Origin of the sequence: Roseicyclus sp., from assembly GCF_052168335.1 — a bacterium.
Classification (GTDB): domain Bacteria; phylum Pseudomonadota; class Alphaproteobacteria; order Rhodobacterales; family Rhodobacteraceae; genus Roseibacterium.
On sequence record NZ_JBQLZP010000392.1, the window covers coordinates 1 to 13,938 of the forward strand.

The following is a 13,938-nucleotide window of genomic DNA, read 5'->3' on the forward strand; positions in this document are numbered from 1 at the left end:
CCCCCGGCGGCGCGCTGCAAAGGATGCTCGCGACGCTGCCGCCCGAGCGCGCGGCGCTCCTGCCGCTCCTGTCGGCGCTGGTCGACCCCTGCCGCCCGCTGCGCGTGGAGGCGGTCGCCGATGCATGAGATGTCCCTCTGCGAAGGCATGCGCGAGATCCTCGAGGCGCAGGCGCGCGCCCATGGCGTCGCGCGCATCACCCGCGTGCGGGTCGAGATCGGGCGCTTCGCCGGCGTCGAGAAGCGCGCGCTGGAATTCGCCTGGGAGGTCGTCATGCGCGGCAGCCGGGCCGAGGGCGCGGACCTCGTGATGATCGACCTGCCCGGCCGCGCCACATGCTTCGACTGCGGCCATGCCGTCGAGATCGAGGAGCGCCTCGCCCCCTGCCCGGATTGCGGCGGCGGCAGGCTGATGCCCACGGGGGGCGATGAAATGCGGATCAAGGATCTGGAGGCGGTCTGATGTGCACGGTTTGCGGATGCGGCGACGCGAAGGTGGAGGGGCACGGGCATTCCCATTCCCACTCCCACGCGCATGGTGACCGGCATGGGCACCACCATCACCACCATGATCACGGGCATGATCACGGGCACGATCATGGCCACGATGATGGGCATGGCGACCACCACCACGACCACCACCACGACCATCATCACGGTCACGGGCACGATCACGCGCACCACCACGGCGACCTCCACTACGGACACGGCGCCGCCGGGGTCCATGTGGCGGGGATGAGCCAGGCGCGGCTCATCGAGATCGAGACCGACATCCTGTCGAAGAACGACCGATACGCGGCTGAGAACAGGGCGTTCTTCCGCGGCCGTCAGGTGCTGGCGCTGAACCTCGTTTCGTCGCCCGGCTCGGGCAAGACGACTCTCCTCGTGAAGACGATCGAGATGCTGGGGACACAGGCGCTCGCCGTGATCGAGGGCGACCAGCAGACCGCGAACGACGCCGACCGCATCCGCGCGACCGGCGCACACGCGATCCAGGTGAACACCGGCAAGGGCTGCCACCTCGACGCCCACATGGTCGGCCACGCGGTCGAGCACCTCAACCTCGCGCCGCACTCCGTCCTCTTCATCGAGAACGTCGGCAACCTCGTCTGTCCCGCCGCCTTCGATCTCGGCGAGGATGCCAAGGTCGCGATCCTCTCGGTGACGGAGGGTGAGGACAAGCCGCTGAAGTATCCCGACATGTTCACCGCCGCGCGGCTCGCGATCCTGAACAAGACCGACCTCGCGCCGCATTGCGACGTGGATCTGGCGCTTTACGAGGAGAACCTCAGGCGGGTGAACCCCGGCATCGACATCCTGCGCCTCTCCGCCCGGACCGGCGAGGGCATGGACGCGTGGCTCGCCTGGCTGCGCGGACGCCTCGCCGCCAAGGCGGGACGGGCGGCGGCGGAATGAAGGACGCGGGCGCCCCCCAGCGCGCGACGATCCTGATCGTCGATCCCGACGCGAGGCGGCGCGGACGGCTCTCGCGCGAGGCCGGGGAGGAGGCCGAGTGCCTCGCCGTCGAGACCGGGGCCGAAGCGCTCCGCGCCTGCCAGGAGAACTTCGTCGAGGTCGCGCTGGTGGCCTGCGGGCAGGACGCGCCCGAGGGGGCGCCGCTCCTCGACCAGATCGCCGCGCACTGGCCCGAGACCGTCTGCATCGCCCTGGCCGACGAGACCGCCTCGGGCCTTTCCGAGACGCTCTACCAGGTCTGCCGCGGCGGCATGTCGCCCGACGCGCTGCGGCGGATGCTGCGCAACGCCGTCCAGCTGTTCCGCGTCCGACGCGAGAACGACCGGATGAGCTTCGAGATGCGCTTCATGTCGCGCAAGGCCGCCCCGCCGCCCGAGGCGCCGCACGACGGCGAGGGGCTGGGGTTCGAGACCATCCTGCGCGTGCCCGGCTCGCCCATGGCCGCCACCGTGGCCCGCGCGCGCCATCTCGCCAGCTTCGACGTGCCGCTCCTGCTGACCGGCGCGCCCGGCACCGGGCGCACGGCGCTGGCGCGCGCGATCCACGGCGCATCGCTCAGGGCGGAGCGCCCGTTTCTCGCGCTCGACCTCGCGGGGCTGCCGGAGGAGGCGATCCGGGTCGAGCTCTGCGGGCTCAGGAACAACGGGCATTCGCGCGTCGGCCTCTTCGCCAAGGCCTCGCGCGGGACGCTCTACCTCGGCGGGATCGAGCACCTGTCGGCCCAGATGCAGCTCTGGCTCTCGCGGCTGCTCGCCACCGGCAGCTTCTGTCCCGTGAACGGCACCGAGCCGCAGCGCATGGACCTGCGCCTCGTCTGCGGCGCCGGGCGCGACCTCCGCCGCGACGTGGCGGAGGGCCGGTTTCGCGCCGAGCTCTACCACCAGGTCGCGGTCGGGACGCTGGAGGTGCCCTCGCTGGCGCAGCGGCGCGCCGACATCCCGCTCGTCGCGCGCCAGATGCTCTTCGAGGCCGCCGAGCGGCACGGCAAGACGGTGCGCGGCCTCTCGGAGGAGGCGGTGGCCTTTCTCCAGGGCCATGACTGGCCCGGCAATCTGCCCGAACTCGCGAACGAGGTGACGCGGATGCTGATCTTCGCGCAGGAGCCCGTGCTCGGCCCCGATCTCGTCTCGCGCCACATCCTTCAGGCGGGGCCGGGCGCGGCGGACGCGGGCGAGGACAGCGTGCTCGCCGACACCGGGCCCCTCAAGGACCGCGTCGAGGCCATCGAGAAACGCATCCTGCGCGAGGTGCTGACCCGCCAGCGCTGGAACAAGAGCCGCGCGGCCCATGAACTCGGGCTGAGCCGCGTCGGGCTGCGGGCCAAGCTCGACCGCTACGGCCTCAGCCCCGGCGTGATCGAGACGGTCGAGGAGGACTGAGCCCATGTGCCACGCGATACCGGCCGAGGTGGTCGAGGTGCTTCCGGGAGAGATGGCGCGCGTCGACCTCTCGGGGGCGCGCAAGACGGTGTCGACGGCCCTCGTCGGCGCGGTCGCGGTGGGCGACTACCTCCTCGTCCATGTCGGCTACGCGCTCGGCCGCGTCGATCCGGCCGAGGCGGAAGCGACGCTGAGGTTGCTTGAGGAAATCGGAGCAGGCCGATGAAATACGTGGAGGATTTCCGCGATGCCACGCTCGCGCGCGGGCTCGCGGCCGAGATCGCGGCCGAGGTGCGGGCGGACCGGACCTACCGGCTGATGGAGTTCTGCGGCGGGCACACGCACGCGATCTTCCGCTACGGCGTGACCGACCTCCTGCCGCCGCAGGTGCGCATGATCCACGGCCCCGGCTGCCCGGTCTGCGTGCTCCCCATCGGGCGGCTCGACATGGCGATCGACCTGGCGAAGTCGCAGGGCGTGACGCTCTGCACCTATGGCGACATGCTGCGGGTGCCGGGGTCGCGCAAGCAGTCGCTGCTGAAGGCGCGGGCCGAGGGCGCGGATATCCGCATGGTCGCCTCGACCCTGGACGCGCTCGAGCTTGCGCGGGCAAACCCCGAAAAAGAAGTGGTTTTCTTCGCCATCGGCTTCGAGACGACGACGCCGCCCACCGCCGTCGCGCTGAAGATCGCGGAAGCCGAGGGGCTGCCCAACTTCAGCGTCTTCTGCAACCACGTGCTCACGCCCGCCGCGATCACCAACATCCTCGAGGCGCCCGACCTCCGCGCGATGGAGACGGTGGAGATCGACGGCTTCCTCGGGCCGGCCCATGTCTCGGTCGTGATCGGCGCGCAACCCTACGAGTTCTTCGCCGAGGAATTCGCCAAGCCGGTCGTCATCGCGGGCTTCGAGCCGCTCGACGTCATGCAGTCGATCCTCATGCTCGTCCGCCAGATCAACGAGGGCCGCGCCGAGGTCGAGAACCAGTACACCCGCGCCGTGACGCGGCATGGCAACGAGACCGCCAAGGCCATGGTGGCGGAGGTCTTCGAGATCGGGCGGAGCTTCGAATGGCGGGGTCTCGGCGACGTGCCCTATTCCGCCTTCCGCATCCGCGCGCGCTTCGCCCGCTGGGACGCCGAGACCCGCTTCGGCATGGTCCAGGGCCGGTCGCTCGAGAACAAGGCCTGCGACTGCCCCAGGATCCTGCGCGGCGCGGCCATTCCCACCGACTGCAAGCTCTTCGGCAACCAGTGCACGCCGCAGACGCCGCTGGGGTCCTGCATGGTCTCCGACGAGGGCGCCTGCGCCGCCTACTACAAGTACGGCCGCCGCCGCGTGGCCCGGATGGAGGCCGCCGAATGAAGCGTCACGCGACATGGTCGGGCGTCGTCGAGATGGGCCACGGCGCCGGCGGGCGGGACATGGCCGACCTGATAGAAGACATGTTCGTCAAGGAGTTCGCGAACGACGTTCTCACGGGCGAGGAGGATCAGGCGATCCTCTCCGTCCCCGCCGGGCGCCTCGCCGTGTCCACCGACGGATTCGTGGTCTCGCCGCTGTTCTTCCCCGGCGGCGACATCGGCGCGCTCGCGGTCAACGGCACGGTCAACGACGTGGCGATGGGCGGCGCCGCGCCCTTCGCGCTCTCGGCCTCCTTCATCCTCGAGGAGGGGCTGCCCCTCCAGGACCTCCACCGCATCGCCTGCTCGATGGCCGAGGCCGCGCGCGCGGCGGGCGTGCGCATCGTCACCGGCGACACCAAGGTGGTCGAGCGCGGCAAGGGCGACGGCGTCTTCATCTCGACGACCGGCTTCGGGATGGTGCGCGAGGGCGTCTCGCTCTCGGCGCGGAACGTCCGGCCCGGCGACGCGGTCCTCGTCTCGGGCAGCATGGGCGACCACGGCGTCGCGATCATGGCCAGCCGCGCGGGCTTCGACTTCGAGACCGACATCGTATCGGACTGCGCCGCGCTGAACGGCCTCGCGGCCGCGATCCTCGACGCGGCGCCCGGCACGCGGGCCATGCGCGACCCGACGCGGGGCGGCCTCGCCGCCGTCCTGAACGAGATCGCGCGCGCGAGCCGCGTGGGCATCACCATCCGCGAGGCCGACCTGCCGGTGAAGCCGGGCGTCGCGGGCGCCTGCGAGATCCTCGGGCTCGACCCGCTCTATGTCGCGAACGAGGGCAAGCTCGTGGCCTTCGTGCCCGAGGCCGAGGCCGAGGCGGCGCTCGCCGCGATGCGGGCCCACCCGCTCGGGGCCGAGGCCGCGACCCTCGGCACCGTCACCGACGACCCCGACGGCTTCGTCGAGATGGAGACCGCCTTCGGCGGGCGGCGCATGGTCGACTGGATCGCGGGCGAACAGCTTCCGAGGATCTGCTGATGCGCATTCTCCTTCTCGCCCATGCCTTCAACTCGCTGACCCAGCGGCTCTGGCTGGAGCTCGAGGCCGACGGGCACGAACTCTCCCTCGAATACGACATCAACGATGCGACGACGCGGGACGCGGTGGCGTTGTTCGCCCCCGACCTGATCCTCGCCCCGTTCCTCAAGCGCGCGATCCCGGCGGATGTCTGGCGAAAGGTTCCGACGCTGGTGGTCCATCCCGGCCCGCCGGGCGACAAGGGGCCGTCCGCGCTCGACCACGCCGTGCAGGAGGGGCGGGAGCGCTGGGGCGTCACCGTCCTCGAGGCGCGGAGCGAGATGGACGCGGGCCCCGTCTGGGCGCAGCAGCCCTTCGAGATGCGGGCCGCCCCCAAGTCGAGCCTCTACCGCCGCGAGGTGACGGAGGCCGCCGTCACCGCCGTGCGCATGGCGCTCGCGCGGCTCACGGCAGGGCTCTGGCCGCTCCGCGCCGCGAACGACGGGGCGGAGGGGCCGAAGCCTCCGATGCGGCAGGAGAGGCGCGCCATCGACTGGGCCGCGATGGGGTCGGCCGAGGTGCTCGCCCGCATCCGCGCCGCCGACGGGAGGCCGGGCGTCCTCGACCGCAGCCTCGGCGCGGAGGTCTGGCTCCACGACGCGCATCCGGGCCGGGGCAGCGGTGCGGGGGGCGCGCTGCTCGGGCAGGCGAACGAGGCGATCCTCCGGGCGACGGCGGACGGCGCGGTCTGGATCGGGCATCTCTCGATCCGCCTGCCGGGCGGACGGCGGCTCAAGCTGCCCGCGACGCGCGCGCTGGAGGCGCTCGGCCACGCCCTGCCCCCGGAGACCGGGGCGGCCGACGCGCCGAACGGCGTGCGGACGGAGCGCCTCGGCGATCTCGCCGTGATCCGCTTCCCCTTTCTCAACGGCGCGATGAGCGTCCGCCGCGCGCAGGCGCTGTCCCGCGCCATCCGCGCGGCCGCGGAGGCCCGCGTGATCCTGCTGACCGGCGGGCCGGAGTTCTGGTCGAACGGCATCGACCTCGCCACGATCGAGGCGGCGGCCAGCCCCGCGGAGGAGAGCCTGGCCGCCATCGAGGCCATCGACGACGTCTGCCTCGCACTTCTCGAGAGCCCGGCCTGGACGATCGCGGCCATGGCGGGGAACGCGGGCGCGGGCGGCGTCTTCATGGCGCTCGCCGCCGACGAGGTGACGGCGCGGGCGGGAACCGTGCTCAGCCCGCACTACAAGAACATGGGCAATCTCTACGGGTCGGAATACTGGACCTACACCCTGCCCCGCCGCCTCGGCGCCGAGGATGCGGCCCGGCTGATGCAGACGCGGATGCCGCTCCTCGCGAAGGAGGCGGCCCGGATCGGTCTGGTCGACCGGATCGCGGGCGGCGCTCCGGAGGCGTTCGAGGCGGCGATGGTGGCGCGCGCGGAGGCGCTCGCGGGGTCCGGGGCGCTCGGCGACATGCTGGCGGAAAAGGCGCGGCGGCGGGCGGCCGACGAGGCGGCGCGCCCCCTCGCGGACCACCGCGCGGCGGAGATCGCGCGGATGCGGCTGAACTTCTTCGGGTTCGACACGAGCTATCACGTGGCGCGGCTGAACTTCATCACCGGCGTGCCGAAGTCGCGCACGCCGCTCCACCTCGCGCGGCACCGGCGGATGGGGCAGATGGCGGCGGAGTGAGGCCCGTTCAGTCGTCCTCGGAGAGCGCGCGGCGGTGCGTCGGCAGCAGCAGGCGGCGCGGCAGCGCCCGCCCCTCGGCGCAATGGTCGAGCGAGACCACCAGCCGGTCCACCCGGCGGAGCGCCACGACGAGGAGGGCGGCGCCGATCAGGAGGTCGACGACGCCCCCACCGAAGATCCCCGCCCGTGCCGCCAGGGTCGCGCCGAGCCCGAAGAGCGCGCAGGCCCAGACCTGGATCTCGGCGCGCATGGCGGTGGCGAGCTTGTGCGGCGGCAGGCCGCCCGCGTTTTCGGCGGGTTCCATGCCGAACCAGCGGCGCAGGAAGTTGCCGCGCCGGATGGCGGTGTTCACGTAGTCGCCGGGCAGCTCGTCCTTGCCGAGGAGGTCGTTCGAGATGTTGTCCTCGAGCCAGCAGATCCGCATGAGCGCGAGCAGCGCGAGGATGCCCGCGAGGTTCGCCGGCGCCCAGGCCCCCGCAAGCGCGGAGGAGGCGACGATGGCGGCGCCGATGAGGACGTGGCTCAGGTGCAGTGCGCCGGGCGGGCCTTCGGGGTCCTGCGGTCGGGTCTGTCTCATGCGCGCCTCCGTTCTGGCGGGAACACCGCCCTTTCGGGAGCGGTTCCCTGCGCCGGGCCGATACCGGCCCGGGACATGCTGGCGCCGATGGTAGACCAGAGTGAGGCAAAACATTTACAAATTTCTGAACTGCAACGATCGCGCGGCGGGCGCGCCGGGAAAGAAGAAGGGGGCGCTCGGTGAGCGCCCCCAGTTTCGCTGATCAGGCTCGGATGTTAACTGCCCGAAGTGTTCTGCCTGCGGCCTGATCCGCGTCAGGGGCGAGCGCACCCGCCCCGGATGACAGGCGCACGGCGGTGAGGAGCCGCGCGCCCGATGTCGTCATAGTGGCACCCGTCCTGCGGTAAAAATCTGTGCCCGCCCGGATACGGGTTCCAGTTCCCGCCAACGAGCGCAACTGAGTTTCCACGCAAATCGCGGAATTCGATCTCTGCACCGGTGTCCCAAGCTTCTCGGAACTTCCAAGGCAACGTGGTCTCGCAGTATCCATGCCAGTCGACTTGAGGGGTCCGCTCAAGGTGGAATATTGCCTCCACGTCACCCGAGTGGACGTCTCCGAAAACCAGTGTCCCCACGGTCGAGATGCTGCGTCTTTCGGTTCGCATCGCCATCACTCCTCAGCTGCATCCGCTCGTCGCGCCGCAGGTGTTGCACTTCATGCAGGTGCCGTTGCGCACCAGCGTGTAGTTGCCGCATTCGCCGCAGGCCTCGCCCTCGTAGCCCTGCATCCGCGCCCGCGTCGCCGCGTCGATGGAGACCGAGCCCGTGGCGACCGCCGTGGTGGAGGCGGCGGCGGCGAGCGTGCCGCGCACCTCGGGCACCAGCGTCTCGAGCGCCGCGGCGGCGTCGCCCGCCCCGCCCTGGAGGACGACGAAGTCCTGCGGCAGGCGCTTGCGGAGGTAGCCGGTCGAGCTGATCTGCTTGAGCACCTCGAGCGACTTGGTGGCGGCCGTCTCGGTCACGGGGCGCACGTTCGAGACCCCCTCGTCCACGCCGCGGCCGACATCGTCGAAGCTCGCGCCCGCCGGGGCCACGTGGGCCAGGTCGGTGCGGTCGAGGTAGGACACCGCCAGTTCGCGGAAGATGTAGTCGAGGATCGAGGTCGCGTTCTTGATCGAGTCGTTGCCCTGCACCATCCCCGAGGGTTCGAACTTGGTGAAGGTGAAGGCGTCGACGAACTCCTCCAGCGGCACGCCGTACTGCAGGCCGACCGAGACCGCGATGGCGAAGTTGTTCATCATCGCCCGGAAGCCCGCGCCTTCCTTGTGCATGTCGATGAAGATCTCGCCGAGCGAGCCGTCGGCGTATTCGCCGGTCCGCAGGTAAACCTTGTGGCCGCCGACGATGGCCTTCTGCGTGTAGCCCTTGCGCCGCTCGGGCAGCTTCTGGCGGGCGGCGCGGATGACCTCCTTGACGATGATCTTCTCGACGATCTTCTCGGCGATGACCTGCGCCTTCTCCTGCGGCGTGCCGGTCTCGAGCGTCTCGGCGGCCTCCTCGTCGTCCTCGACGAGGGCGGAGGCGAGCGGCTGGCTGAGCTTGGAGCCGTCGCGGTAGAGGGCATTCGCCTTCACGCCGAGCGACCAGGACAGTTCGTAGGCCTTCTGGCAGTCCTCGATCGTGGCCGAGTTCGGCATGTTGATCGTCTTGGAGATCGCCCCCGAGATGAAGGACTGGGCCGCCGCCATCATGTAGATGTGGCTGTCCACGCTGAGGAAGCGCTTGCCCTTCTTGCCGCAGGGATTGGCGCAGTCGAAGACGTGGTAGTGCTCCTCCTTGAGGAAGGGCGCGCCCTCGAGCGTCATGGTCCCGCAGACATGGTCGTTGGCCGCGTCGATCTCGGCCTTCGAGAAGCCGAGGTGCCGGAGCATGTCGAAGGTCGGGTCGTTCAGCCTGGCCGCCGGGATGCCGAGCGTGCGGGTGCAGAACTCCTCGCCCAGCGTCCACTGGTTGAACACGAAGCGGATGTCGAAGGCCTGCGGCAGCGCCGCCTCGACCTTGGCGATCTCCTCGGGGCCGAAACCGTGGCCGATGAGGGCGGTGTGGTTGATCCCCGGCGCCTGGCCGAGCGTGCCGTGGCCGACGGCGTAGGCGATGATCTCCTCGATCTGGCTGGACGAGTAGCCCAGCGTCTCGAGCGCGGCCGGAACCGAGCGGTTGATGATCTTGAAGTAGCCGCCGCCCGCGAGCTTCTTGAACTTCACCAGCGCGAAGTCGGGCTCGATGCCGGTCGTGTCGCAGTCCATCACCAGGCCGATCGTGCCGGTGGGCGCGATGACGGTCGACTGCGCGTTGCGGTAGCCGTGCGCCTCGCCGAGCGTCAGGGCCTCGTCCCAGGCCTGCTTGGCGAGCTCGACCAGCCGCTGGTCGGGGCAGTTGGCATGGTCGAGCGCCACCGGGTTCACGTTGACCGCCTCGTAGCCCTCGGTCTTGCCGTAGGCGGCGGCGCGGTGGTTGCGCATCACCCGCAGCATGTGCTGCCGGTTCCGCTCGAAGCCCGCGAAGGGCCCGAGCTCGGCGGCGATCTCGGCCGAGGTGGCGTAGGCCACGCCCGTCATGATCGCGGTCAGCGCGCCGCAGAGCGCCCTTCCCTCGGCGCTGTCGTAGCCGAGGCCCATGTTCATCAGGAGCCCGCCGATATTGGCGTAACCGAGCCCCAGCGTCCGGAAGTCGTAGGAGAGCTGCGCGATCTCCTTCGAGGGGAACTGCGCCATCATCACCGAGATTTCCAGCGTCAGCGTCCAGAGCCGCGTGGCGTGGATGTAGCTCTCGGCGTCGAACTGGCCGCCCGTGTAGAAGGTCAGCAGGTTCATCGAGGCGAGGTTGCAGGCCGTGTCGTCGAGGAACATGTATTCCGAGCACGGGTTCGAGCCGCGGATCGCCCCGTCCTCGGGGCAGGTGTGCCAGGCGTTGACCGTGTCGTGGAACTGGATGCCCGGATCGGCGCAGGCCCAGGCGGCGTGGCCCACCTTCTCCCAGAGGTCGCGGGCCTTGATCGTCTTGGCGACCTTGCCGCCGACGCGGTTGATCAGCTTCCAGTCGCCGTCATCCTCGACGGCCTTGAGGAAGGCGTCGGTCACGCGGATCGAGTTGTTGGAGTTCTGGCCGGAGACGGAGGAGTAGGCCTCCGAGTCCCAGTCGGTGTCGTAGGTCGGGAACTCGATCGAGGTGTAGCCCTGCCGCGCATAGTCGAGCACGCGCTTCACGTAGGTCTCGGGCACGCTGGCCGACTTCGCGGCGCGGATCGCCTTCTTCAGTCCTGCGTTCTTCGCCGGGTCGACCGCGTCCTCGATCGACCCGTCCCAGGCGCCGATGGCCTCGAAGATGCCGTTCAGCGTGCGCTCGTGCGCCTTGGAGCCCGCGACGAGGCTCGCCACCTTCTGCTCCTCGACGACCTTCCAGTTGATGAAGTCCTCGATATCCGGGTGGTCGGCGTCGACGATGACCATCTTGGCCGCGCGGCGCGTGGTGCCGCCCGACTTGATCGAGCCCGCCGCGCGGTCGCCGATCTTGAGGAAGCCCATGAGGCCGGAGGACTTGCCGCCGCCCGAGAGCTTCTCGCCCTCGCCGCGGAGGAGCGAGAAGTTGGTGCCGGTGCCCGAGCCGTACTTGAAGAGGCGCGCCTCGCGGACCCAGAGGTCCATGATCCCGCCCTCGTTCACGAGGTCGTCCTGCACGGACTGGATGAAGCAGGCGTGCGGCTGCGGATGCTCGTAGGCGCTGGAGGATTTCGTCAGCTTGCCGGTCTTGTAGTCGACGTAGTAGTGGCCCTGGCTCGGGCCGTCGATGCCGTAGGCCCAGTGCAGCCCGGTGTTGAACCACTGCGGCGAGTTCGGCGCGGCCATCTGGCGCGCGAGCATCAGCTGCATCTCGTCGAAATAGGCGCGGGCGTCCTCCTCGGCGGAGAAGTAGCCGCCCTTCCAGCCCCAGTAGGCCCAGGCGCCCGCGAGACGGCGGAACACCTGCCGCGCCGAGGTCTCGCCGCCGTAGCGCTGGTCCTCGGGCAGTTCCTCGAGGGCGGCCTCGTCGGCGACGTGGCGCCAGAGGAAGTCGGGAACGCCCTTTTCCTTCACCGGCTTCAGCCGCGCCGGAACGCCGGCCTTGCGGAAGTATTTCTGCGCGATGACGTCGGAGGCGACCTGGCTCCAGCCGGCGGGAACCTCGACGGCGTCGAGACGGAACACGACCGTGCCGTTGGGGTTGCGGATCTCGGAGCTGGTGGTGGTGAATTCCACGTCCGCGTATGCGTCAGCGCCTGCCCGGGTGAATCTGCGTTCGATCTTCATGACGTCTGCCTCTCCGACTTCCGTACCCGTTTCCCATCGCACCTCCGCGCCGTACCGGACGCGCAGGGCCTCTCTTCGCCTGTCGAGGGGCAGGCACAGCCCGGACATCGCCCGGACAGCGGGACGCCGAGATCCGTCGCACGCCCTTGGCGCACGGGATCGTCTGGTCCGTGATCGTTACGCGAGGTTGGTCCTCTGCCCCTGCCGGGCTGCGCTATATGTAGTGGCGCTTCACCCGACGGGCACAAACTGACGTAGGTGGACACGAACCGTCAACGGGTTTTTGAACCCCGTGTCACAGATTTTTCGCTTGCAATGGAGTTGCGCGGCCGGGCGCCGAGTCGGGGGCTTGATTCATCCCCATGGATAGCCGCGCGACATCTTCAACCATTCTTGGAAAATCCGCGCGGCACGCGGCGGGACTCCGCCACTTGTCCCCAGCCCGCGCCGATCTCGCGGCACACCGCACGGACCGCTCCGACATGCCTCGGGATGTTGCGGGGATACCACGACTCGGCCGCCCGAACGCCACCGCATCGTGCGGAAAGGGTTAACGGGACCACCAGATATAGCGCGGAGAGGGTTGGTCGGGGCGGCGAGATTCGAACTCACGACCTTCTGTACCCAAAACAGACGCGCTACCAGACTGCGCTACGCCCCGACACCGGCCCTGTTACAGCGCGCGCGAAAGGGCGCGCAAGCCCGTCATTCGGCGCAGGGCCAGGCGGCGGTCTCCTGGTCGATCCTCGGATGGCGGATCTGCGTCCCCGGCCCCATCCCGAAGCGCGCCGCGAGGCCGCCGTTGATCTCGAGCACGAATTGCGCGGGCCCCCCGCTCGGCAGGCCGGTCTCGTCGAAGGGCACGGCATCGGCCTGGACGCTGACCCATTCTCCCGTCGCGTCGAAATAGATGATGTCGAGCGGGATGTAGGTGTTGCGCATCCAGAAGCTGCGCGGCGCCTCGTCGGGGAAGACGAAGAGCATCCCCTTGTTGCGCGGCATCTCCTCCACGAACATCAGCCCGCGCTGGCGCGTCTCGGGCGTGTCGGCGATGTCGACGCCGAAGCGCGCCGTGCCCCAGTCGCCGCGAAGCTCGACGCGGGCGGGGTCGCAGGCCGCTGCCGCGCTTGCCACCGAAAGGAGAAGGATGAAGACCGAGGCGATGGCCCGGAACGAGATGCGGGAACCTGCCCGCGTCACACGAAATCCCAACTGCGCACCTCGGCCGCGAGTTTGCCCCTCGGTCCGTCCACGACCTTCATGGCCACCGCCTCGCCCGCCTGCAGATCGGCGAAGCCGAAGCGGCGCAGGACCTCGACGTGGATAAACACGTCCTCAGCATGCCCGAAGATGTTGGCGAACCCAAACCCTTTCGCCTTGTCGAACCACTTCACGCGCGCCGCGAGAAAGGGCGCGCCATCGGGGGCTTCGGGAATGGCGACGGCTCCGCCCGGCCGCGCCGCCGACTCGTCGGGCGCGGGCGGCATGATGGAGAGAACCTCGCTGGCCTGCAGGCCGCGCGCCGTCGCATGGGCACGCACCTCGATCGCGGAATTGTCAGCGACGGAACCCTGTCCGAAATTGCGCAGGACGTTGGCATGGAGAAGAATGTCGGGGCCCCCGTCATCTGCCACGATGAAGCCGAATCCCTTCGCCCCGTCGAACCATTTCACGTGGCCGCTAACGACCCTGTCTTCCGATACATCGTCGGCCATAATGGCAAGCCCCGATACTGTAGCTGCATGTGCCAAAGATTGTCCCTAGTCAGGTATTGCAGCCGTGCGGCGTGATGAGCAAGGACAAAATATCGTTTTCTTCCTTGCCTTTCGCAATCTCACGTAACGTCAGATTGCGAGTCGTCGCCCCGGAGCGCCGGGCGGCATCACGGGTTCAGGCGCGTGATGGACCACGCCGATCCCGCCGCGTCGCGCCGCCAGCGGAAGCGGTCATGCAGTCGAAAGGCGCCGTCGGCCCAGAACTCGATTTCGACCGGGCGGATGCGCACCCCGCCCCAGAACGGCGGACGCGGCGGGCTGGTTCCCTTCGCCGCCGTCACCCGCGCGACCTCGGCCGCGAGCGCGCCCCGGCTCTCGAGCGGGCGCGACTGCCGCGAGGCCCAGGCCCCGAGCCGGCTCTTGAGCGAGCGGCTGGCATAGTA

General features: G+C 69.8%; 12 protein-coding genes and 1 tRNA gene. 7 read left to right on the forward strand and 6 right to left on the reverse strand.

Annotated elements, in window-relative coordinates; genetic code table 11:
- The first annotated feature begins 120 nt into the window (after positions 1–120).
- From hypA to ACTS11_RS12000, 7 genes are read left to right on the forward strand one after another with little or no spacing between them, the layout of a single operon-like run.
- Complete coding sequence (gene hypA, locus ACTS11_RS11970; RefSeq protein ID WP_442640544.1) at positions 121–462, forward strand: hydrogenase maturation nickel metallochaperone HypA; 342 nt, start codon at positions 121–123, stop codon at positions 460–462.
- On the forward strand, positions 462–1,415 hold the full coding sequence (hypB, locus tag ACTS11_RS11975) for a hydrogenase nickel incorporation protein HypB (RefSeq protein WP_442640545.1): 954 nt from the start codon (positions 462–464) through the stop codon (positions 1,413–1,415). The genes hypA and hypB overlap by 1 nt, the downstream gene beginning before the upstream one ends.
- Entirely contained in the window at positions 1,412–2,854 is a 1,443-nt protein-coding gene (locus tag ACTS11_RS11980) for a sigma-54-dependent transcriptional regulator (protein WP_442640546.1), read from the forward strand. The genes hypB and ACTS11_RS11980 overlap by 4 nt, the downstream gene beginning before the upstream one ends.
- A 4-nt stretch (positions 2,855–2,858) precedes the next feature.
- Positions 2,859–3,080, forward strand: coding sequence for a HypC/HybG/HupF family hydrogenase formation chaperone (locus ACTS11_RS11985; protein ID WP_442640547.1), 222 nt, complete (start codon positions 2,859–2,861; stop codon positions 3,078–3,080).
- Positions 3,077–4,219, forward strand: coding sequence for a hydrogenase formation protein HypD (hypD, locus tag ACTS11_RS11990; RefSeq protein ID WP_442640548.1), 1,143 nt, complete (start codon positions 3,077–3,079; stop codon positions 4,217–4,219). Before ACTS11_RS11985 ends, hypD begins: the two co-directional genes overlap by 4 nt.
- Positions 4,216–5,241, forward strand: coding sequence for a hydrogenase expression/formation protein HypE (gene hypE / locus ACTS11_RS11995; protein ID WP_442640549.1), 1,026 nt, complete (start codon positions 4,216–4,218; stop codon positions 5,239–5,241). Before hypD ends, hypE begins: the two co-directional genes overlap by 4 nt.
- Positions 5,241–6,917: an enoyl-CoA hydratase-related protein gene (locus tag ACTS11_RS12000; RefSeq protein ID WP_442640550.1), complete on the forward strand. Its 1,677-nt coding sequence runs from the start codon at positions 5,241–5,243 to the stop codon at positions 6,915–6,917. Before hypE ends, ACTS11_RS12000 begins: the two co-directional genes overlap by 1 nt.
- 7 nt (positions 6,918–6,924) lie before the next feature.
- Here the strand turns inward: ACTS11_RS12000 and ACTS11_RS12005 are convergent, their stop codons facing one another.
- The 6 genes from ACTS11_RS12005 to ACTS11_RS12030 form a co-directional block, all read right to left on the reverse strand.
- Positions 6,925–7,494 (reverse strand): hypothetical protein, encoded by a 570-nt coding sequence (locus tag ACTS11_RS12005; RefSeq protein ID WP_442640551.1) that lies wholly within the window; start codon positions 7,492–7,494, stop codon positions 6,925–6,927.
- Between the two features lie 617 nt (positions 7,495–8,111).
- A complete protein-coding gene (locus tag ACTS11_RS12010; protein WP_442640552.1) occupies positions 8,112–11,780 on the reverse strand; it encodes a vitamin B12-dependent ribonucleotide reductase in 3,669 nt (1,222 codons plus the stop codon).
- A 584-nt stretch (positions 11,781–12,364) separates the two neighbouring features.
- A tRNA-Pro gene (locus tag ACTS11_RS12015) sits at positions 12,365–12,441 on the reverse strand.
- 44 nt (positions 12,442–12,485) lie between these two features.
- On the reverse strand, positions 12,486–12,914 hold the full coding sequence (locus ACTS11_RS12020; protein WP_442640553.1) for a DUF192 domain-containing protein: 429 nt from the start codon (positions 12,912–12,914) through the stop codon (positions 12,486–12,488).
- Positions 12,915–12,976: 62 nt separating this feature from the next.
- Complete coding sequence (locus ACTS11_RS12025) at positions 12,977–13,495, reverse strand: cold-shock protein (protein ID WP_442640554.1); 519 nt, start codon at positions 13,493–13,495, stop codon at positions 12,977–12,979.
- Positions 13,496–13,662: 167 nt separating this feature from the next.
- A partial coding sequence (locus ACTS11_RS12030; protein ID WP_442640555.1) for a pyridoxine 5'-phosphate oxidase C-terminal domain-containing protein occupies positions 13,663–13,938 on the reverse strand: 276 nt, incomplete at its 5' end.

Bases quoted from the DNA above. Each gene is read 5' to 3' on its own strand.
- ACTS11_RS12025 (WP_442640554.1), bottom strand. From the start codon at position 13,495: ATGGCCGACGATGTATCGGAAGACAGGGTCGTTAGCGGCCACGTGAAA.
- ACTS11_RS11980 (WP_442640546.1), top strand. From the start codon at position 1,412: ATGAAGGACGCGGGCGCCCCCCAGCGCGCGACGATCCTGATCGTCGAT.
- hypB (WP_442640545.1), top strand. From the start codon at position 462: ATGTGCACGGTTTGCGGATGCGGCGACGCGAAGGTGGAGGGGCACGGG.
- ACTS11_RS12005 (WP_442640551.1), bottom strand. From the start codon at position 7,494: ATGAGACAGACCCGACCGCAGGACCCCGAAGGCCCGCCCGGCGCACTG.
- ACTS11_RS12000 (WP_442640550.1), top strand. From the start codon at position 5,241: ATGCGCATTCTCCTTCTCGCCCATGCCTTCAACTCGCTGACCCAGCGG.
- ACTS11_RS11985 (WP_442640547.1), top strand. From the start codon at position 2,859: ATGTGCCACGCGATACCGGCCGAGGTGGTCGAGGTGCTTCCGGGAGAG.
- hypA (WP_442640544.1), top strand. From the start codon at position 121: ATGCATGAGATGTCCCTCTGCGAAGGCATGCGCGAGATCCTCGAGGCG.
- hypD (WP_442640548.1), top strand. From the start codon at position 3,077: ATGAAATACGTGGAGGATTTCCGCGATGCCACGCTCGCGCGCGGGCTC.
- ACTS11_RS12010 (WP_442640552.1), bottom strand. From the start codon at position 11,780: ATGAAGATCGAACGCAGATTCACCCGGGCAGGCGCTGACGCATACGCG.
- hypE (WP_442640549.1), top strand. From the start codon at position 4,216: ATGAAGCGTCACGCGACATGGTCGGGCGTCGTCGAGATGGGCCACGGC.